Source organism: Propionivibrio sp. (genome assembly GCF_041441355.1).
GTDB lineage: Bacteria > Pseudomonadota > Gammaproteobacteria > Burkholderiales > Rhodocyclaceae > Propionivibrio.
Map to the genome: position 1 here is coordinate 137435 of NZ_JASDTF010000016.1, position 20287 is coordinate 157721.

The window sequence follows — 20287 nt, forward strand, 5'->3', positions numbered from 1 at the left end:
GCGCCCATCGGTCGGGGGGCTGCGCTCAGTGCTCCCCGAGGTAGGCCTTGCGCACCCGGTCGTCGGCGAGGAGGTCTTTGCCCGAGCCGGAGAAGCTGATCGTTCCCGTCTCCATGACGTAGCCGGTGTCGGCGACGTCGAGCGCGGCCTTGGCGTTCTGTTCGACGAGCAGGACGGTGACGCCCGAAGCGTTGATCTCGCGGATGATGTCGAAAATCATGCCGACGAAGATCGGCGCGAGGCCCAGCGAGGGTTCGTCCATCATCAGCACGGTCGGCTTGCTCATCAGGGCGCGGCCGACGGCGAGCATCTGCTGCTCGCCGCCCGAGAGCGTCCCGGCCTTCTGCTTGTGCCGCTCCTTGAGGCGCGGGAAAAGGCCGAAGACGCGTTCGCGGTCGGCCTCGATCTCGGCTTTGTGCTTGCGCGCATAAGCGCCGAGGGTGAGGTTTTCGTCGACCGAGAGGTTGGGGAAGACGCGGCGGCCTTCGGGCACCAGCACGATGCCCGATTCGACGATGCTCTTGGTGCCGGCGCCGCGCATTTCCTGGCCGTTCCAGCTGATCGAGGAACGCGGGCCGGATTTGACGAGGCCCATGATCGAGTTGAGCGTGGTGCTCTTGCCGGCGCCGTTGGCGCCGATCAGGGTGACGATCTGGCCGGCCGGCACGTCGAAGCTGATGCCGCGCAGGGCGTGGATGCCGCCGTAATGGACGGAGAGGTTCTGGATCGACAGCATTATTCGGTTCCCAGGTAGGCTTCGATGACCTTCGGGTTGTTCTGGATTTCCTCGGGCGTGCCGTGCGCGATGGTGACGCCGTAGTCGAGCACGTACATGCGCTTGCAGACGCCCATGACCACCTGCATGTGGTGTTCGATGAGGACGATGGTGAGCTTGAACTGGTCGCGGATCTTGAGGATGAACTCCATCAGTTCGACCGATTCCTGCGGGTTCATGCCCGCCGCCGGCTCGTCGAGAAATAGCAGTTGCGGCTCGGTGGCCAGTGCGCGCGCGATTTCCAGACGACGCTGCTTGCCGTAGGGCAGGCTGGTCGCCGGGGCGTTCTCGTGCGCCGAGAGGCCGACCTCGTCGAGCAGAGCGCGCGCGCGTTCGTGGATGGCGTGTTCCTTCTTCAGGTAGGACGGCAGGCGCAGGGTGGCTTCGACGAAGTTGGTGCCCATGCGCATGTGTTGCGCCACGAGCACGTTTTCGAGCACGCTCATGTCCTTGAACAGGCGGATGTTCTGGAAGGTTCGGGCAACGCCGAGGCGGGTGATGCGGTGCGGCGCCAGGCCGACGATGTCGCGTCCGGCAAAGCGGATCTGCCCGTTGGTCGGGGTGTAGACGCCGGTGATCAGGTTGAACGAGGTGGTCTTGCCGGCGCCGTTGGGGCCGATCAGGCCGACGATCTCGCCGGCCTCGACCGTCATGTTGAGGTCGGTGACCGCGGCGAGGCCGCCGAAGAGTTTATTGACGCCGGAGGTTTCAAGCAGCGCGGCCATCACTTGCCCTCCCCGCCGGACTTGCTGCGTTTAGGCAGGAGGCCGAGCTTCGAGAGGCCCTCCCAGCTGAATTCGGCTTTGCCCATCAAGCCCTGCTGGCGGTAGATGACGACGATCATCAGCAGCGCCGAGAAGAACACCATGCGCAGGCCGGGGATGCCGTTGGTGGCGAAGAAGCCGAAGTTCATCGGGCCGTCGAGGAAGCGTAGCGCCTCCATCGAGACGGTGACGACGATGGCCGCGATCACCGAGCCGGTGATCGAACCGACGCCGCCGAGGACGACGATCAGCAGAATGTCGAAGGTCTTGAGGAAGATGAACTGCTTGGGATCGATCGTCGTCAGGTAGTGCGCCAGCAGGCCGCCGGCAAGCCCGGCGAGGGCGCTGGAAATCGAGAAGGAGAGGACCTTCATGCCGAAGACGTTGATGCCCATCGATTCGGCGGCGATCTCGTTGTCGCGGATGGCCTTGAAGGCGCGGCCGTAGCTCGAACGGATCAGCAGCACGAGGAACAACGTGACCACGATGGCCATCCCCCAGGCCCACCACATGGTGGTGAAGCGCGGCAGGCCCTTCAGGCCCAGCGAGCCGTTGGTGATCGTCTGCGTGTTGGTGAGCACGACGCGGATGATCTCCGAGAAGCCGAGCGTGGCGATCGCCAGGTAGTCGTCGCGCAGGCGCAGGGCGATCACCCCGAGCAGCCAGCCGATGACCCCGGCCACCAGCGTTGCCATGATGAGGCCTGGAATGAAGCCGATGTGGATGTTGGCGAGCCAGGGCACGATGGGCTGCAGGAGGAAGTTCGCTTCCTTCTGCTCGGGCGACATGGTGAGGATGGCGCAGGTGTAGGCGCCGACGGCCATGAAGCCGGCATGCCCGAGGCTGAACAGGCCGGTGAAGCCGTTGATCAGGTTGAGCGACAGGGCAAGGATGATGTTGATCGCGCAGAGCTTGAAGATCTGCATCGTGAACGTGTCGAACGTGGCTTCGAAAACGAGCAGCAGCGCCAACCCGACGGCGGCGGCGATCAGCGTCTTGAGGTCGTTCGGGGCGAGTTTCGGTGGCGTGGTCATGGCGGGGTTCATCAGACTTTCTCTCCCTGGTTCTTGCCCAGGAGGCCGGTGGGTTTGACCAGGAGCACGATGATCAGGAGGACGAAGGCAAAGGCATCCTTGTAGCCCGTGAGCTGGGGCAGGAAGGCGATCGTCATCATCTCGATCAGGCCCAGAAGCAAGCCGCCGAGCACGGCGCCGGCGATGCTGCCGATGCCGCCGATCACCGCGGCAATGAAGCATTTGAGGCCGGGCATGATGCCCATCAGCGGTTCGAGACGCGGATACTTGAGGGCGAACATGATGCCGCCGATCGCGGCGAGCGCGCTGCCGATGGCGAAGGTGAGCGAGACGATGCGATTGACGTCGATGGCCATCAGGCGGGCGGCGTCGATGTCGGTCGACACGGCGCGCATGGCCATGCCCACGCGCGTGCGGTAGACGATCCACAGCAGCACGGCGAGCGCGACCGCGGTGACCAGCGGGATGATCAGGCTGACGCTGGCGATATGCACGCCTTCGACGACCAGGTTGCGGGCGAAGAACTCGGGCACCGGGAAGGCCTTGGGCCGGGCGTCGAAGAGCACGATGGCCAGGTTCTCGATAAGGAAGGAAGCGCCGATGGCGCTGATCATGATAGAAATCCGCGGTGAGTCGCGCAGCGGCCGGTAGGCGGCGCGTTCGAGGCCGATGCCGAAGATCGTGGTCAGGCCGATGGCGACGGCGACGGCAACCCACCAGGGCATGAAGAAGGTGGTCACGGCGTAAAAGGCGAGGTAGCCGCCGATCATGAAGATGTCGCCGTGCGCGAAGTTGATCAGGCGCAGGATGCCGTACACCATCGTGTAGCCGATGGCGATCAACGCGTACAGGCTACCGAGCGACAGTGCGTTGACGAACTGTTGCAGGAAGGTCTGAAAATCCATGTAATCCCTTTTGCGTCCCCGGGGGCTTAACAGCCCGTGGGCCGGCGGCATCAGCGTGCCGTCGGTGCGACCCCCGCGTATCCCGTTGACGAAACGCGACTCGCCGCAGCGAGTCGCTTATTGTTTTTATGTCGAGTTGAAACGAAGCACGGAAGCGGCGTCTGGCAGACCGGACCGGGACGCCTGTGCGGCGCATCCGGCCCGGTGTGTTTGAACGTCAGCCTCCGCCGATGAGACCGATCAGGGCTTGACGGTGGTCAGGAAGACGAACTTGCCGTCCTTGACCGTCTTGAACACGGCGGCCTTGTCGGCGTTGCGTTCGGCGTTGATGGTGATCGAGCCGGCCGAGCCTTCGAAGTCCTTGGTCTGCGCAATCGCGTCGCGGATCTTCTGCGGGTCGGTCGAGTTGGCGCGCTTGATGGCGTCGAGGATGACCATGTAGGCGTCGTAGCCGAGGGCGGCGACAGCCGGCGGTTCCTTCTTGTACTCGTCGCGGAAGGCCTTGAGGAAGGCTTCTGAGGTCTTGTTGATCGGCACGTCGTTGGCGAAGAAGGTCGAGAAGGTGGCGCCTTCGACCGCTTCACCGCCCACTTGCTGGAAGGCGACCATGTCCCAGGTGTCGCCACCGAGGAATTGGGCGGTCATGCCCAGCGCGCGCGCCTGCTTGATGATCAGCGCCGATTCGGTGTAGTTGCCGGGGGCGAAGATGACATCGGGTTCAAACTTCTTGATGTTGGTCAGCTGCGCGGTGAAGTCCTGGTCGCCGGTGTTGTAGTCGGAGGTGGCGACGACCGCAGCCGGATCGCCCGCGAGCTTGACGAACTCGTCGACGAAGAACTTGGCCAGGCCGACCGAGTAGTCGTTCGAGACTTCGCGGATGATCGCGACCTTCTTGGCCTTCAGGGTGTTGAAGGCGTAGGAGGCGTTCACCGTGCCCTGGAAGGGGTCGAGGAAGCAAACGCGGAAGTAGAAGGGGTTGCCCTTGGTGACGTTGGGGTTGGTCGCCGAGACGGCCACCGCCGGCACCTTGGCTTCGGCGAAGATCGGGCCGCCGGCCATCGACAGCGAGCTACCCCAGGAGCCGATCACGGCCTTGACCTTCTCTTTTTGCACCAGCACGGTCGCGGCGTTGGCGGCCTCGACCTTGTCTGACTTGTTGTCGACGGCGACGAGCTGGACTTTCTTGCCGAGGACGGTCGGCGCCAGCTTGTTGGCCAGCTTGATGCCATCGTATTCATCGGCACCGCCCGCGCCGTTGGCGCCGGTCAGGGGTTCGAAAACGCCGATCTTGATCACATCGCCGTCCCCGGAGGAACCGGAGCAACCGACGAGCGTGGCGCCGGCGGTCAGCGCGGCGGCAATGGCGAGGTAAGACGCTAATCTTTTCATGACATCCCCTATCTTTGATGGTTATTACGGGTTTGAGTCACACCGAACCGACTCGGCGATCCTATACAGCGCGTATTCATGCGTCAAGGACGGAATCGCGATGCGGACGATTGCATTTTAGAATTTCGGCATATTGATGTGAAAACGTGCAATCCTTTGCGGGGCATGCCTTCCAAGGGCGACAAAAAACGCCGCCCGGAGGCGGCGTTGGTGTGGAGGGGGCGAGGGTGGGTGCGGCCCCGGGCGCCGCGTCGGCGGCGCGGGAAGGTCAGGTCGTCAGACGCGATAGCGGCGGATCGCCTGATCGAGCGACTGGCTCAGTTCGTGCAGACGCTTGCCCTCGTCGGCGGTCTTGGTGGCGGTCTCGCTGCTCTCCTCGCTCATCTGGGCGACGCGCTCGACCTGCTGGGCCATCAGCGAACTGGCGGAGCTTTGCTCGCGCATGGCGGTGGAAATGTCGCTGACCTGCTCGACCACCCGGTCGGCGCTGGCCCGGATGTCCTGAATGGCGACGCTGGCCTTCTGCGCCTGGGTGACGCCGGTATCGACATCATGCACGGTCTGGCCCATGGCGCTGACGGTCGCGTTGGCGCCGCTCTGGATGGCGTTGATGGTTTCGATGATCTCCTGCGTCGACGACGCGGTGCGTTCGGCGAGCTTGCGCACCTCGTCGGCCACCACCGCGAAGCCACGGCCCTGCTCGCCGGCGCGGGCGGCCTCGATGGCGGCGTTGAGCGCCAGCAGGTTGGTCTGATCGGCGATGTCCTTGATCACATTGACCACGGCGCCGATGCTCTCGGTGCGACCCTTGAGCTCATCGATCTGCTCGGCGGCGGCGCGCACGCGGGTAGCGATCTCGTTGATGCTGGTGATCGTGCTCTCGATCACCTCGCCGCCGGCGGTGGCCAGGCGACCGGCTTCGCGGGCAGTGCGATCGCACTCGTCGGAACGCTCGGCGACGTGACTGATGCTCACGGTGACCTGCTCGACGCCAGCGGCCATGCTGGAAGAAGACTCGCTGACCGAATGCGAGATCGAAGACATTTCGCGGCTGGCGCCGGAAAGGTGTTCTACCGAAGTGGTGACCTGGCTGACGACGTCGAGTACCTGACGGAAGCTCGCCTGCAGGGTGTCGAGCAGGCCGTTAATCGCCTTGAGCGTCTGGCCGATCTCGTCGTCGCTGCTCACCGGCATCCGTCGGGTGAAGTCGTAGTCGCTGCTGACTTCCTGCACGAAGCCTTGCAACTGGCGCAGCGGATGCGTGACGCTGCGTGAAATGATCCAGGCCAGACCGCCGCCGATGGCGATGGAGGCCAGGGTCAGGATGAGCATTTCGATCTGGATCGTCGATACCCGCTGGTTCGTTTCCTTGACCTTGGCCTGGTTCAGCGCGTCTTCGATGTCGGCGAGCTTGCGCTGCGCCTCGGTGAGTTCGCTCATCGCCGGCAGCGCCTGGGTGGTGATGACCTGACGAGCCTCATCAAGACGGCCCGCGTTCGCCAGTTCGAGCACCTTCTCCACAGCCGCCAGGGCGGTGCCTTGCGCACTCTTGATCTTGGCGAATGTGTCCTTTTCCTGGGGTTCGGGCGGGTAACTCGGGTTAGAGAACAGTTTCTCGAGTTCCTGGGTGTTTTGCAGCAAGCGTTTGCGCGCCTCGTTGAACGACGCCTGCGTCTTGGCGCGGGCTTCCGGGGTCGTGTCGAGCAAGGTCTGGCGGTAAAGCACCCGGATTTCCTGGGTGTCGTCGAGCAGATCGACCGCCTTGGCTTGCTGGCGGGCGTTGACCTCGACGATCTCGTACATGTCATCCTTCATCGTGCCGATGAAATAGCTGGCCAGAAGCTGGCAGATGAGGGTCAGCGCAACGAGCGCAAAAAAACCCAGGCCAAGACGTTTGGTAACGGTCAGGGTCATGAGGAACCTCGGAATGAAGAGAGTTGAGCGCAGGGAGAATGGCAGCGCTTTAACTCTAGTGCATACGCCGCGCTTGTCGAGGTCAAACCGTGAGGCGGCGTGCCGTGTGAAGCCGCGGCGTGCCGATAAGCAACGCCGCCCGGAGGCGGCGTTGTGGGGAGACCCTGCGGTGGGGGGCGGGTATTCCGCCCGCGCGAGCGCCTAACGCAGAACAGCGGACATCGCGCTCAGGGCGTTGAGGGTGCGAACCGTGTCCTGCACGCTGGCGGCTTCGAAGGCGATCACGTCGGGCGCCTCACGCTCAAGCGTTGGCCACAGGCTGAACAGGTCGGCGAGCGCCGGGGTCTGGGTTTGCAGACGTACGGCCAGTGGTGCGGCAAGGGTCAGCTCGGGGCGGGCCGGTACGACGCGCAAGGCCTGCACCATACCGGCGCGGATGGCGGCGCACGCGGTTTCAGGGGCGAGGCTGACGCCGCTCCCGTTGCCGCTGGCGGTCTTGGTCTGGACGAAGGTCGCGCTCGGGAAGAGCGGCCGCGTCTCGGCGATGAACACGTCGTCGCCGCTGGCGAAGGCGACCGGCACGCCGAATTCGCCGGCCAGCGCGCCGTACAGCCCGGCCTCGCCGTACTCGACGCCATTAATGGCGATGCGCGCAAAGGCGAAGCTGTTGATGGTGTGCGCCAGGATGCCGGCGGCCTTGGCCTTGGCGTGGTAGCCGACGAGGGCCACGGCATCGACGCCGAGATCGACGCCGGCCATCATCCCGAGCCGGCGCGGTTTGCCTTGCACAGCCTGGGCGCGCGGGTCGAGCTGTTCGGCGATCAGGTTGCGGAAGTCGCCGTGCGAGTCGTTGACGAACACCGCTTCGGCGCCGGCGTCGAAGGCGCCGGCGATGGCGGCGTTGGCCTCCTGCGTCATCAGGCGGCGGGCGCGTTCGTATTCGCCGTTGCCCATGCGCGTCTGCTCGGGGCTGTAGACGCCAGCGACGCCTTCGATGTCGGTCGAGATCAGGAGTTTCATGTCAGTCTCCGCGGGGATTCAGGGTAAGGTTTGAAAAGCATTAACCACGGAAATCGCAGAGCGCACGAAGCGAAATCGGGATGGTGTTGACGACCTCGGTGGCGGGAACGCAGTTCTCGTCGTACCGTTATTCGCGATCTCCGTAGTTAAGGTTTTCCAGGCTCAGGGCGCCAAGTACCTCCAGTCGGGCAGCAGTTCGGCGAGCGTCGCGCGGCGGTGGCCGGCGCGGCCGATCACCGGCGTGGCTTGCCAGAGCGCGTGCAGGATGGCTTGTTCGCAGCTGTCGGCGACGGCTTGGAAAAGCGGGTCGATGCGCCCCTCGTGGATCAGGGCGACGGCCGGCATCGGGCGCGCGGGGTCCTGGGGCAGGGTGTAGGCGGTCGAGAAGGCGAGCGCGATGTCGCCGCTGCCGTGGCCGTAGACCGAGCCGGTGCGCGCCAGGCCCGCGCCGGCGCGCACCGCCAGGCGGCGCAACTGGCGCGCATCGAGCGGGGCGTCGGTGGCGACGATGAGGATGATCGAGCCTTTTTCCGCCGCTTCAGGCAAAGCGGGCGGTGCGGCTTCGAAGGCCTTGAGGCGCTCGGCGAGCGTGTTGCCGAGTGCGTCGCCGCAGAGTGTGATTTGCGGCAGACGGCCGAAGTTGGAGAGAACGAAGGCGCCGACGGTGTACTCCGCGGCCGCCGCCGTGCCGACTGCCGGCAGGGAAACCCGGCGCGAGGCCGTGCCGATGCCGCCCTTGAGGCCGAAGGACGACATCCCGCGTCCGGCGCCGACGCTGCCTTCGACGACCTCCGCGCTGGCAGCGGCACAGGCGGCGCGGTAGTGCGCGTCTTCGATGGCAAGGGCCTGGATGTCGTTGAGGTAACCGTCGTTGCATTCGAAGACGAGCGGGTTGACGGTCGACAGGCTGCGCCCGGTTTCGGGGTTGGCGGCAATCGCCTGGCGGATCTGCGCTTGCGCGACCGCGCCGACGGCGAAGGTGTTGGTCAGTGCGATCGGCGTTTCGAGCACTCCGAGTTCCTCGACCTGGACGAGGCCGACGCTCTTGCCGAAGCCATTGATCACGTGCGCGGCAGCGGGGACGCGGTCCTGGAACAGATCGGCGGCGTGCGGGACGATCACGCTGACCCCGGTCTGCCGTTCGCCGTCGGCCAGCGTGCAGTGCCCGACGCGGACGCCGGGGACGTCGGTGATCGCGTTGCGGGGGCCGGGCGGCAGGGCGCCGACCTGCGGCAGGCGGTGGCGGGCGATGGTCGGGGTGGCAGGCATGGCGCGTCCTTCCTTACTGGCGGTCGATCTTCGGGTCGAGGGCGTCGCGCAGGCCGTCGCCGAGCAGGTTGAAGGCGAGCACGGTGAAGAAGATCGCGAGGCTCGGGAAGAGCGCGACGTGCGGCGCATTGACCATGTCGGCGCGCGCCTCGTTGAGCATCGCACCCCATTCCGGCGTCGGCGGCTGGGCGCCCATGCCGAGGAAGGAGAGGCTGGCGGCGGTGATGATCGAGGTGCCCATGCGCATCGAGAAATAGACGACGATCGACGAGATCGTCCCGGGCAGGATGTGGCGCACCAGGATGATCCAGTCCGAGGCGCCGATGCTGCGTACGGCTTCGATGTAGGTCATCTGCTTGAGTGCCAGGGTGTTGCCGCGCACCAGGCGGGCGAAGGCCGGGATGCTGAACACCGAGACGGCGACGACGACGTTGACCATGCTGCTGCCGAGTACGGCGACGATGCCCAGGGCGAGCAGGATGCCCGGGAAGGCGAAGAGCACGTCCGAGATGCGCATCACGATGCGGTCCCACCAGCCTTCGTAGTAGCCGGCGAGCAGGCCCAGCGCGGTGCCGACGATGCCGCCCAGCGCCACCGAGAAGAAGCCGGTGGCGAGCGAGATGCGCGCGCCGGCGACGATGCGGCTGAAAATGTCGCGCCCGAGCGGATCAACGCCCAGCCAGTGCTGCCACGAGGGGCCTTGGTTGAGGCGGTCGTAGTCGAAGAAATTCTCCGGGTCGTACGGAACGAGGAGCGGGGCGAAGAGTGCAACGAGCACGAGCAGGACGACGAAGCCCAGCGCGCCCATGGCCACCGGCTGTTTCTTGAACTTGCGCCAGAATTCGCTCCACGGCGTGCGCACCGTGTCGTTGGCGGTCACGACGGGGCTGGAGGCGTTGGCGGTAACGGTCGGGGTGGTCATGGCGGCTACTTGAAGCGGATGGTCGGGTTGATGAAGGCGTAGAGCATGTCCACGACCAGATTGATCAGGATGAACTGCAGCGAGAAAAGCAGCACCAGCGCCTGGATCACGGGGTAGTCGCGCATGTTCACCGAGTCGACGAGCAGGCGGCCGAGGCCGGGCCAGTTGAACACGGATTCGACGACGATCGAGCCGCCGAGCAGGAAACCGAATTGCAGGCCCATCATGGTGATCACCGGGATCAGCGCGTTGCGCAGGCAGTGCTTGGCGAGCACCACGCGTTCGCGCAGGCCTTTGGCGCGGGCGGTGCGGACGTAGTCTTCCTGCACCACTTCGACGAAGGAGGCGCGGGTGAAGCGGGCCATCACCGCGGCGACGGCGGCACCGAGGGTCAGCGACGGCAGGATGTAGTGTTTCCAGGTGTCAGCGCCGACGGTGGGCAGCCAGCCGAGCCAGACCGAGAAAATCTCCATCAGCAGCATGCCGAGCGCGAACGCCGGGAAGGAAATGCCCGAAACGGCGACCGTCATCCCGAGGCGGTCGGGCCAGCGGTTGCGGTTGACGGCGGAAATGATGCCGATGCCCATGCCGAAGACCACGGCCCAGGCCATGCTGGTCAGCGTCAGGTAGAAGGTCGGCGCGAAGCGTTCGGAAATTTCCACCGACACTAAGCGGCGGGTGCGCAGCGACTTGCCGAAATCACCCTGCACGGCGTGCTTGAAGAAAGTGACGAACTGCTCGGGCAGCGGTTTGTCGAGCCCGAGCTCCTGGCGAACGAGTTGCACCGTCTGCTCGTCGGCATCGATGCCGGCGGCCAGGCGTGCCGGATCGCCGGGCAGCATGTGCACAAAGAAAAAGACCAGCACGGCGACGATGAGCAGGGTCGGCGTCAGGCCGAGCAGGCGTTTGATGAGGTAATTGAACATAGTTTCAGGCTGGCAGGCGTGCGCCGCCGTTTAGGATGCGGTGGCGCACGCGGTTCGTGCGATTACTCGACGGACATGGTCTCCGAATAGATGCTGCCGTCCGGCATCATCACGATGCCCGAGAGGCGCTTGCTGGTCGCGAAGAGCAGCTTGTCGACGGTGAGCACGGCCCACGGCAGGTCGGCCATGATCTGGTCCTGCGCCGTCTTGTAGAACGCGGCCTTCTCCTGGTTGTCGGTCGACTTCAGCGCGCCGGCGATGGCGTCGTCGACGACCTTGTTGCTGTAGTAGGCGGAGTTCTGCAGCTTGGGCGGCCAGGCTTCGGTGGCGAATAGCGGGCGCAGCGCCCAGTCGGCGTCACCCGTCGACGACGACCAGCCGGCGTAGTACAAGCGCACCTTGGCGGCTTGCGGGTCGCTCACGCTCTGTACCCACTCGACGCGCTGACCGGGTTCGAGCGCCTGGACGCTGACCTTGATCCCAACCTGGGCGAGCTGCTGCTGGACGAACTGGATGACCTTGCTCGTCGTGGTGTTGGCATAACCGCCCCACAGCGTCGTCTCGAAACCGTTGGGGTAGCCGGCCTCCTTAAGCAGTTGGCGCGCCTTGGCCGGATCGTAGGCCGCCGGGGTGTATTTCTGGGCGAACTCGATCGACGCCGGGACGACGCCCGTGGCCGGTTTGGCGTAACCGTTGAAGGCGACCTTGGCCAGCGCGTCGCGGTTGATCGCGTGGTTGATGGCTTGGCGCACCTTGGGCTCGCTGAACGGCTTCTGGAGCGTGTTCATCGAGAGGTAGCGGGTGACGATCGAGTCGATCGAGTAGAGCTTGAGCTTGGGGTTTTTCTCCAACTCGGCGGCTTGCTCGAAGGGGACCATGTAGATGAAGTCGGCCTCGCCGGTCTGCAGCATCGCGGCGCGGGTGTTGTTCTCGAGCACAGGCTTCCAGGTCACGCTGTCGACCTTGGGGTAGCCCTTCTTCCAGTAGCCGTCGAATTTCTTGCCTTTGACGAAGTCGGTCTGCTTCCACTCGGTGAACACGAAGGGGCCGGTGCCGACGGGGTTGAAAGCGATGTCCTTGCCGTATTTCTTGAGCGCGGTCGGCGAGATCATCGCCGCCGACGAGTGGGCGAGCGAGTTGATGAAGGGGCCGAAGGGCTCCTTGAGCGTGATGCGCACGCTGTACGGGCCGGTCGCTTCGACCTTGCCGATGCGGTTGAACTGGTTGAAGCGGGCGAGCTTGTTCTCGGGGTTCATCACCCGCTCGAGGTTGGCTTTCACCGCCTCGGCGTTGAACGGCGTGCCGTCGTGGAACTTGACGCCTTCGCGCAGCTTGAAGGTGTAGGTCAGGCCGTCCTTGGAGGTGGTGTAGCTTTCAGCGAGGACGTTCTGCACCTTGAGGTCTTTGTCGAACTCAAAGAGGCCCTGGTAGAAGGACTTGGTCACCGCCGTGGTCAGCGTGGTGTTGGTGTTGTACGGGTCGAGCGAGTCCGGCTGGTTGCTCAGGGCAATGACGACGTCCTTGCCGGCGGCGAACGCGGCGCCGGCGCCGAAGGCGCAGAGCGCGGCGAGGCCGGCGACGACGAACTTCGGACGCAAGGGTTTGCAGGTCTGGGTCATGGTTATACCTCCTTGGCGTGGTGGCGGGTTGAACAGGAATGACGGAGCGGGAACAGCATCGGGCTAAAAGACTTTGGAGACGCGGTGGCGGGCGACGAAGTGCCCGGCGCCGACCTCGACCAGCGGCGGCACCTCGGGCTCGTCGCCGACGGCGCGGATCGGGCTGGGAATTTCGTCGTTCATCAGCTGGCGTTCGCGCTTGCGCGTCGGATCGGCAATCGGCACCGCGGCCATCAGCTTACGCGTGTAGGGGTGCTGCGGATTTTCGAAGATCGCCTGGCGCGGGCCGATTTCGACGATCTGGCCGAGGTACATCACCGCCACGCGGTGGCTGACGCGTTCGACGACGGCCATGTCGTGCGAGATGAAGAGGAAGGCGATGCCCAGCTCGCGTTGCAGGTCGAGCAGCAGGTTCACGATCTGCGCCTGGATCGAGACGTCGAGCGCCGAGACGGACTCGTCGGCGATCACCACCTTGGGGTTGAGCGCCAGGGCGCGCGCGATGGCGATGCGCTGGCGTTGGCCGCCGGAGAACTCGTGCGGGTAACGCTGAGCGAATTCGCGCGGCAGGCCGACCTTCTCGAGCAGCCAGGCGACGCGTTCCTCAGCCTCGCGGCCTTTGGCGACGCCGTGGATGAGCAAGGGCTCCATGATCGAGAAACCGACCGTGAGGCGCGGGTCGAGCGAGGCGAAGGGGTCCTGGAAGATGAACTGGATGTTGCGCCGCAAGGCCTGCAAGTCCGGGCCCGAAAGCTCGCGGATGTTTTGCCCGGCGAACTCGATGGCGCCGCTCTGGCTATCGACGAGGCGCAAGAGCGAACGTCCGGTGGTCGACTTGCCGCAGCCCGATTCACCGACGAGCGCCAGCGTCTCGCCCGGGTAGAGGTCGAAGCTGACTTTCTCGACGGCATGCACGCGCCGTTGAACGCGGCCGAAGAAGCCGCCGCGCACGTCGAAGCGGGTGATCAGATCCTTGACGCGCAGGATCGGCGCTTCGGGGCGCACGGTGTCCTGCGGCGCCGCGACTTCGGGCGGCGCGTCGGGGGCGTCGACGCGCAGCAGGTCGAACTTGCGCGGCAGCGGGCTGCCCTGCATCGAGCCGAGCTTGGGCACGGCGGCGAGCAGGGCGCGGGTGTAGGGGTGCGCCGGGCGGGCGAAGATCTCGGTTGCGGTGCCGCTTTCGACGCCTTCGCCGCGGTACATCACCTGCACGCGGTCGGCAATCTCGGCGACGACGCCCATGTCGTGGGTGATGAACACCACGCCCATCTGCATCTCATGCTGCAGGGCGCGGATCAAGGCCAGAATCTGCGCCTGGATGGTGACGTCGAGCGCGGTGGTCGGCTCGTCGGCGATCAGCAGCGAGGGCTTGCAGGAGAGCGCCATGGCGATCATCACCCGCTGGCGCATGCCGCCCGAGAGCTGGTGCGGGAAGCGGGTGAGGACGTTCTTCGCCTCGGGGATGCGCACCAGGTCGAGCATGCGCAATGCTTCGGCGTTGGCCGCGGCGTGGTCCATGCCCTGGTGTTCGCGGATCGACTCGGCGATCTGCTCGCCGGCGGTGAACACCGGGTTGAGCGAGGTCATCGGCTCCTGAAAGATCATCGCGATGTCAGCGCCGCGGATGCTGCGCATCGTCGCGTCGTCGGCGCGGGCGAGATCGAGCATGCGGCCGTCGCGGCGGCGAAAGGCGAGGCGACCGCCGATGATGCGGCCGCCGCCGTGTTCGACGAGGCGCATTGCGGCGAGCGAAGTGACCGACTTGCCTGAGCCGGATTCGCCGACGATGGCCAGGGTTTCGCCACGGGCGACGTGGAAGGAGAGGTTCTTGACCGCGTCGACGGTGCGTTCCGAGGTCTGGAAGCGGACCGAGAGGCCGTCGACGGCGATGACGTGGTTGTCCGGGAGGAGCAGGTCGGGGGCGGAGGCGGCGTGCGGCATGGGACGAAAAGGCGTGGGAGCGGATGGGGAGTGAGCAGGGTCAGCGGTAAATGGCGGTGTGCGGTGCTTCGCCGACGCGGGCGTGGCCGCGGTACATGCCTTCGCTGTTGAACGGCAGGCAGACGTTGCCCTGGCGGTCGATGGCGATCAGGCCGCCGCTGCCACCGATCGGCGTCAGTCCTTCGAAGATGGCGGCATGCGCGGCCTCGTGCAGCGACTGGCCGGCGTAGGCCATGCGCGCGCAGACGTCGTAGGCCGTGGCGGCGCGGATGAACATCTCGCCGCTGCCGGTGCAGGAAATGGCGGCATAACGGTCGTCGGCGTAGGTGCCGGCGCCGATCAGCGGCGAGTCGCCGACGCGGCCGGGCAGCTTGTTGGTCATGCCGCCGGTCGAGGTCGCTGCGGCAAGGTGGCCGTGCGCGTCGAGGGCGACGGCGCCGACGGTGCCGAATTTGGTTTTTTCGTCGAGCGGTTGCTCGTCCTGCGTTTTCTGCTCGGCGTGGCCGCCGTCGTGGTCGAGCAGGGTGCGTCCTTCGGCGCGCGCGCGTTGCAACTGTTCGCGCCGGAAGTCGGTCGAGAAATAAGCGGGTTCGACCATTTCCAGGGCGTGCAGGCGGGCGAAGGTTTCGGCGCCGGCGCCGACGAGCAGCACGTGCGAGGTTTTTTCCATCACCGCGCGCGCGGCGTAGACCGGATGTTTGATGCGAGTGACGCAGGCCACCGCGCCCGCGCGCAGCCCGTCGCCGTCCATCACCGCGGCATCGAGTTCGTGCGTCTCGTCGCGGGTGAACACCGCGCCGTGGCCGGCGTTGAACAGCGGGCAGTCCTCGAGCAGGCTGACCGCCAGGGCGACCGCGTCGAGCGCGCTGCCGCCTTCGGCGAGGCAGCGCTGGCCGGCAACGAGGATGTCGTTGAGCGCGGCGTGGTAGGCGTTTTTCTGGGCATCGCTGACCAGACTGCGGCTCAGGGTGCCGGCGCCGCCGTGGATGGCGATGACGGGGGACGGAAGGGATGTGCTCATGGCGTGGCCTTGCGCGAAGGTTTGACGGAAGGTTGAGAAGGGGCGTTTGCGGCCGCGCGCCGGCGCGCAGCCGGACGGGGCGTCTCGTCGCACGCGGGCGGCGGGCGCAGGCAGCTTTGCGCGGTGCCGTGCAACCACGGCTGCGCGGCGGCGGCCAGCCGTCCGGTTGCCTGCACCGGGTCGCGGCTGTGGTGAGCGACGGCGCTGGCGAGGGCTTCGATCAGCGCCAGCGTGCTGCATTCGGAGTTGACGAAATAGCTGCTTTCGCTGGCCGCGTAGAGGCTGACCGAGGCGAGCGGTGCGAGCGGCGAGCTGCGCTTGTCGGTGAGCGCCAGCAGGGGAACCCCGGCTTGGTGCGCGCGCCGGGCGAGGAAAACGGTGTCCGCCGAGTAGCGCGGGAAGGCGATGGCGATCAGCAGGTCCGCGGGCCCCAGGCCCGAGAGCACGCGCGCGCCGTAGCCGGGGCCTTCGAGGCTGGCGAGCAGGTGGACCTGGCGGCAATACGGTTCCAGGGTCCGGTGCAGCAACCCGGCCAGCCAGCCGCTGCTGCCGTAACCGGCGATGGCGATGCGCTGTGCGGCGCCGATCGCGGCCACCGCCTGGCGGCAACTTTCCGCGTCGAGGGCCTGGCGGGTGCGTTCGACGTTGGCGCCGATTTCGCTCAGGGTGAGGGCGAAGACACCGGCATCGCCGACCGGGCGGCCGACCTGCTGGCGCACCTTGTCGACCAGGGCCAGCGCGCTTTCGAAGCCGAGCACCAGGGCCGCGCGGAACTGCGGGTAGCCGTCGAATTCGAGCGCGCGGGCGAAGCGGTTGGCGGTGGCCACCGAGACGCCGAGCGCGCTGGCCAGTTCGTCGATGGTCTGGGTCGCGGCCTGCAAGGGATGGGCAAGGACATAGTCGGCCATCCGCCGTTGCGCGCGGGTCAGCGTCGGCAGGAGGCGCGCGATGCGTTGCGCCATCGGCGGGTGGTGTTGGGAGCCGGCCATGACCCTCAATTCCGACTGGTATGGTAGAGCGGCAAATGTATAGCGGTTTACATTTTTCGGCAACAAGAAAACTCGGTTTTCATTGCCGCCGACGACCGGAAATTGCCGACGCCGGGCGAAAACCGTGTCGCAGCGCGCGCCGGCTCGCCGCTCACGGTGCCGACGAGCGTTCGCTCAGATAGCGTGCTCGGGCGCGGAAGGCGCTGTCGGGAAAATCGGAGAAAACGGCATCGACGCCGAGGCGGAAGAACTGCAGGTATTCCGCCTGCGGATCGGCGGCGTAGTCGGGGGCGAGAAAGATCGGCTCGTCGCGGAAAGTGTAGGGATGAACGAGCAGGCCGGCGCGGTGGGCGTCGGCGACCAGGGTGGTCGGTGCGGCGAGCGTGCGGTCGGCCTTGGCCGGGACGATCAGGCGCTTGCTCGGGCCGATGCCCTGGGCGAAGCGGGCGATCTTGGCCAGTTCCTCGGGGCGGGTGAGGTCGCCGTAGGTGCGCGGGTCGCCGGCGAGGACGAAGTCGTAGGGCTGGCGGTGCGCGGCTTCCATCAGGAAGACCAGCGGCGTCGAAATCATCGTGCGCAGCGCCTGCAGGTTGCCGTATTCGAAAGACTGGATGAAGCACGGGGCATCGGGCGCGTCGTAGCCGTTGGCCTTGAGGATGGCGACGAGCTTCTCTTCCAGGGGCAGGCCGATGCTGCGGAAATGGCTCGGGTGCTTGGTTTCCGGGTAGATGCCGATGGTCCGCCCGAATTCGGCGCTGGCGCGCTTGGCGAGGTCGATGACCTCCTGCAGGGTGAGGACCTCGTCGCGCCCGTCGTGCGCGTGGTTGCGGAAGGGCAGGCGCTCGCGGGCGCGCAGGGTCTTGATTTCGGCCAGGGTGAAGTCTTCAGTGAACCAGCCGGCTATGGTTTTGCCGTCCACCACCTTGCGGGTTTTGCGAGCGGGGTATTTCTGGGCGACGTCGGTGGTCTCAGAAATGTCGTTCTCATGACGGACGATAAGCTCGCCGTCGCGCGTGGAAACGAGGTCCGGCTCGATATAATCGGCGCCCGCGGCGATCGCCAGAATGTAGCCGGAACGGGTGTGTTCCGGCAGATGGCCGGCCGCGCCGCGGTGGCCAAGGATCAACGGTTGGCCGGCGAGGCCGGGCACGGAGAGGGTCATGAGCAGGGCTCCGGTCAGAAGGACGAGGCGTCGCATGGGATCGCGGTCGAGAAAAGAAAAATGAAGGGCAGCCCGCGTACGGCTGCGCCCAGAAAACATGAACATTATTGCAACCCCATCGCGGGGTGCGGGGAAAAAAATGAAGTTGCAAACGAAAATCCTGATCTATTTGGGCGGCAGCTTTGCGCTGGCCGGCCTACTGGTGGCTTTGCTGGTCGGTTTGCGCACCTGGCGTGACTTGAGCGACCAGTCGGTGGGTCAGATGCGCGCGCAATCGGCCTTGCTCGTCAATATGCTCGATTCCTACCGACAACAATCGGAACGTCTGGCCAACGACCACATGAAAGTGTTGGGCCAGTCGTTCAACGGGCACTGGCATTTGGCGCGCGAGACGCCGGTGGCCGGCGCCGGGGTCGAGTTGCCGGCCCTGCAGCTCAACGATCGGATATTGAACGGCGAGACCGCGGCGCTCGACCGCTTCACGGCCACGCTCGGGTCGGTCGCCACGATTTTCGTGCGCCAGGGAGATGCGTTCTATCGCATTGCAACCTCGCTCAAGCGCGAGGATGGCCAGCGTGCGGTCGGGACTGCCCTCGGCAATGCGCACCCGGCACAAGCGCTCTTGCTCCGGGGTGAGGTTTACCTCGGTCGGGCGCGGCTGTTCGGCCGTGATTACATGACGCGCTACGAGCCGGTGCGTGATGCGCGCGGCGAGGTTGTCGGCGCCTTGTTTGTCGGTGTCGATTTCACCGACAGCCTCAAGACGCTGAAGGATGAGATCAAGGGCATCCGGATCGGCAAGGAAGGCTATGTCTTCGCATTCGACGTCGGTCGCGGCGAGTCGCGCGGGAGCATGTTGATCCACCCGCGCATCGAAGGGCAGAACGCCCTGACCCTCAAGGATGGGCAGGACGAGCTTTTTCTGGCCAAGGTCGCCGATCAGGCCGAGGGCTTCATTCAGTACCGCTGGCGCGATCCCCAGCGCGGCTTGGTGGACAAGTACTCGATCTTCCGTACGTTCGCGCCGTGGGACCTGCAGGTGCACATCTCGATCGATGCGGACGAAGTGCACGCCCTGTCGAAACAGACGACGCAACTGATCATCGCCGCGATGTTCGTCGCCGCCTTACTGTTGGCGGTTTTGGCCGCCTGGCTGGTGCGTCGCTTGGTGCTGCGTCCGCTGGGAGGCGAGCCGCAGGACGCGGCCGCCCTGGCGGCGCGTATCGCCGCCGGCGATCTGAGCGGGCACATCGTTGCGCCGGCCGGCAGCATGCTCGATTCGCTGGCCCAGATGCAGCAACGATTGCGCGAGGTGTTCTCGGGCATTATCGACGAGGCTGGCGCCATCGCGCGCCGCAGCGAGTCGCTGGCTGCCGCCAGCCGCGAGATCGGCGAAGCCGCATCCAGCCAGGCGGAAGCGACGTCCGCCGCTGCCGCCAGCCTGGAACAGCTGACCGTCTCGATCGACGAAATGACGCACACCGCGCAGGCCACCGAGCAGAACTCGCAGCGGGTCGCGGCCTTGTCGACCGAGGGCGCGGCGATCGTGCATCAGGCGGCCGAACGGATTGGCGCGGTGCGGTCGACGGTGGTCGACGCGGCGGCCCAGATTCGGCTGCTGCAAAGCCGCTCGCAGGAAATCGGCGGCATCGCCGGGGTGATCCGCGAGATTGCCGAGCAGACCAATCTGTTGGCCTTGAACGCCGCTATCGAGGCGGCGCGCGCCGGCGAACAGGGGCGCGGCTTCGCGGTGGTGGCCGACGAAGTGCGCAAGCTCGCCGAACGCACCGGTACCGCGACCAACGACATTGCGCAGATGATCGAGCGCGTGCAGCAGGAGACCGGGCAGGCCGTGCTCGGCATGGAGGCGGCGGTGCCGCAGGTCGAGGACGGACGACGCATGGCCGACGCCGCGGCCGACGTGCTGGGCGAGATTCTGGCTCAGGCCAACGAGTCGCTCACCCGCGTGCGCGAGGTGGCGCACGCCACGGCGCAGCAGGCGAGCACGGCGACCGACATCGCCCAGCGCGTCGAGCACATCGCCGGCATGGCTGAGGAAGCCAATGCGACGATGCAGCACAACGCTGCCGATGCGCTCGAACTCGACCGCATTGCCGGAACGCTGCGCACCCAGGTCAGCCGATATCGCGTCTGATGCCGGGCGCGTCGGGGCGGGCTTGGGCCCGCCTTACCAGCGGAAGATTTTGTCGCGCCCCGTGGTCGTGGCCGCCAGCTCGATGTCTTGCCGTTGAGTGCGTTCGGCGTAGCGGGCTTCGATGCGGTAGTGCCCGGCCGGCAGGCGGACGTAAAGGAAGGGGCCGGCATCCTTGACCGTGAGGACGGTCTTGCCGTGCGCGTCGAGGATGCGGGCCTCGATGCCGGAGAGGTAGGTGCCGGACTGGTCGGCGAAGAGCAGGCGCAGGTTGTAGTCGCCGCGCACCAGGCGCAGGACGGCGAGTTCTTCTTCGCCGATGCCGCCGCTCACGTAGGGCAGGTCGCCGGGCGGCGTCTCGGCGTTTCCGGGCAGCGCCGTAACGAGGAGCGTGCAGGCGGCGAGGACGGCGCAGGCGTGGGCCGGGACGAAGCGGAGGCGGGTGAGGCGCGGCGGCATGACGGACTTCCTTGGAGGGGCGTTGG

At 66.1% G+C, this 20287-nt stretch carries 17 protein-coding genes; 1 reads left to right on the forward strand and 16 read right to left on the reverse strand.

Annotation, left to right across the window (positions count from 1 at the left end):
* Positions 1–25 precede the first annotated feature (25 nt).
* The 15 genes from QMB55_RS05210 to QMB55_RS05280 all read right to left on the reverse strand — a co-directional run bounded on the left by QMB55_RS05210 (position 26) and on the right by QMB55_RS05280 (position 17650).
* Entirely contained in the window at positions 26–736 is a 711-nt protein-coding gene (locus QMB55_RS05210; protein ID WP_497587615.1) for an ABC transporter ATP-binding protein, read from the reverse strand.
* Positions 736–1500 carry an ABC transporter ATP-binding protein gene (locus QMB55_RS05215; RefSeq protein WP_497587616.1) on the reverse strand — a complete coding sequence of 255 codons (765 nt, stop codon included), beginning with the start codon at positions 1498–1500 and terminating at the stop codon, positions 736–738. Before QMB55_RS05215 ends, QMB55_RS05210 begins: the two co-directional genes overlap by 1 nt.
* Complete coding sequence (locus tag QMB55_RS05220) at positions 1500–2585, reverse strand: branched-chain amino acid ABC transporter permease (protein WP_497587617.1); 1086 nt, start codon at positions 2583–2585, stop codon at positions 1500–1502. The genes QMB55_RS05215 and QMB55_RS05220 overlap by 1 nt, the downstream gene beginning before the upstream one ends.
* Entirely contained in the window at positions 2585–3478 is an 894-nt protein-coding gene (locus QMB55_RS05225) for a branched-chain amino acid ABC transporter permease (protein WP_497587618.1), read from the reverse strand. Before QMB55_RS05225 ends, QMB55_RS05220 begins: the two co-directional genes overlap by 1 nt.
* A gap of 240 nt (positions 3479–3718) precedes the next feature.
* A complete protein-coding gene (locus QMB55_RS05230; RefSeq protein ID WP_497587619.1) occupies positions 3719–4867 on the reverse strand; it encodes an ABC transporter substrate-binding protein in 1149 nt (382 codons plus the stop codon).
* A 276-nt stretch (positions 4868–5143) separates the two neighbouring features.
* The gene (locus QMB55_RS05235; protein ID WP_497587620.1) at positions 5144–6781 is read right to left on the reverse strand and encodes a methyl-accepting chemotaxis protein; all 1638 of its coding nucleotides are present in this window, start codon (positions 6779–6781) and stop codon (positions 5144–5146) included.
* Between the two features lie 201 nt (positions 6782–6982).
* Positions 6983–7801 carry a M55 family metallopeptidase gene (locus QMB55_RS05240; RefSeq protein ID WP_497587621.1) on the reverse strand — a complete coding sequence of 273 codons (819 nt, stop codon included), beginning with the start codon at positions 7799–7801 and terminating at the stop codon, positions 6983–6985.
* 162 nt (positions 7802–7963) lie between these two features.
* Complete coding sequence (locus QMB55_RS05245) at positions 7964–9070, reverse strand: DmpA family aminopeptidase (RefSeq protein ID WP_497587622.1); 1107 nt, start codon at positions 9068–9070, stop codon at positions 7964–7966.
* 13 nt (positions 9071–9083) lie between these two features.
* Positions 9084–9992 carry a glutathione ABC transporter permease GsiD gene (gene gsiD, locus QMB55_RS05250; protein ID WP_497587623.1) on the reverse strand — a complete coding sequence of 303 codons (909 nt, stop codon included), beginning with the start codon at positions 9990–9992 and terminating at the stop codon, positions 9084–9086.
* 5 nt (positions 9993–9997) lie between these two features.
* Positions 9998–10918, reverse strand: a complete 921-nt coding sequence (gene gsiC / locus QMB55_RS05255) for a glutathione ABC transporter permease GsiC (protein ID WP_497587624.1) — start codon at positions 10916–10918, stop codon at positions 9998–10000.
* A 62-nt stretch (positions 10919–10980) separates the two neighbouring features.
* Positions 10981–12537 carry a glutathione ABC transporter substrate-binding protein GsiB gene (gene gsiB / locus QMB55_RS05260; protein WP_497587625.1) on the reverse strand — a complete coding sequence of 519 codons (1557 nt, stop codon included), beginning with the start codon at positions 12535–12537 and terminating at the stop codon, positions 10981–10983.
* A 63-nt stretch (positions 12538–12600) separates the two neighbouring features.
* Entirely contained in the window at positions 12601–14478 is a 1878-nt protein-coding gene (locus tag QMB55_RS05265) for a dipeptide ABC transporter ATP-binding protein (protein ID WP_497587626.1), read from the reverse strand.
* Between the two features lie 40 nt (positions 14479–14518).
* Positions 14519–15499, reverse strand: coding sequence for an isoaspartyl peptidase/L-asparaginase family protein (locus QMB55_RS05270; protein ID WP_497587627.1), 981 nt, complete (start codon positions 15497–15499; stop codon positions 14519–14521).
* Complete coding sequence (locus QMB55_RS05275; protein WP_497587628.1) at positions 15496–16488, reverse strand: MurR/RpiR family transcriptional regulator; 993 nt, start codon at positions 16486–16488, stop codon at positions 15496–15498. The genes QMB55_RS05270 and QMB55_RS05275 overlap by 4 nt, the downstream gene beginning before the upstream one ends.
* Before the next feature lie 151 nt (positions 16489–16639).
* Entirely contained in the window at positions 16640–17650 is a 1011-nt protein-coding gene (locus QMB55_RS05280; RefSeq protein WP_497587629.1) for a glycerophosphodiester phosphodiesterase, read from the reverse strand.
* Positions 17651–17789: 139 nt separating this feature from the next.
* Here QMB55_RS05280 and QMB55_RS05285 point away from each other — a divergent pair, with 139 nt between their 5' ends.
* Positions 17790–19805, forward strand: a complete 2016-nt coding sequence (locus QMB55_RS05285) for a methyl-accepting chemotaxis protein (RefSeq protein ID WP_497587630.1) — start codon at positions 17790–17792, stop codon at positions 19803–19805.
* Between the two features lie 33 nt (positions 19806–19838).
* Here the strand turns inward: QMB55_RS05285 and QMB55_RS05290 are convergent, their stop codons facing one another.
* Positions 19839–20261, reverse strand: coding sequence for a hypothetical protein (locus QMB55_RS05290; RefSeq protein WP_497587631.1), 423 nt, complete (start codon positions 20259–20261; stop codon positions 19839–19841).
* Positions 20262–20287: the final 26 nt, after the last annotated feature.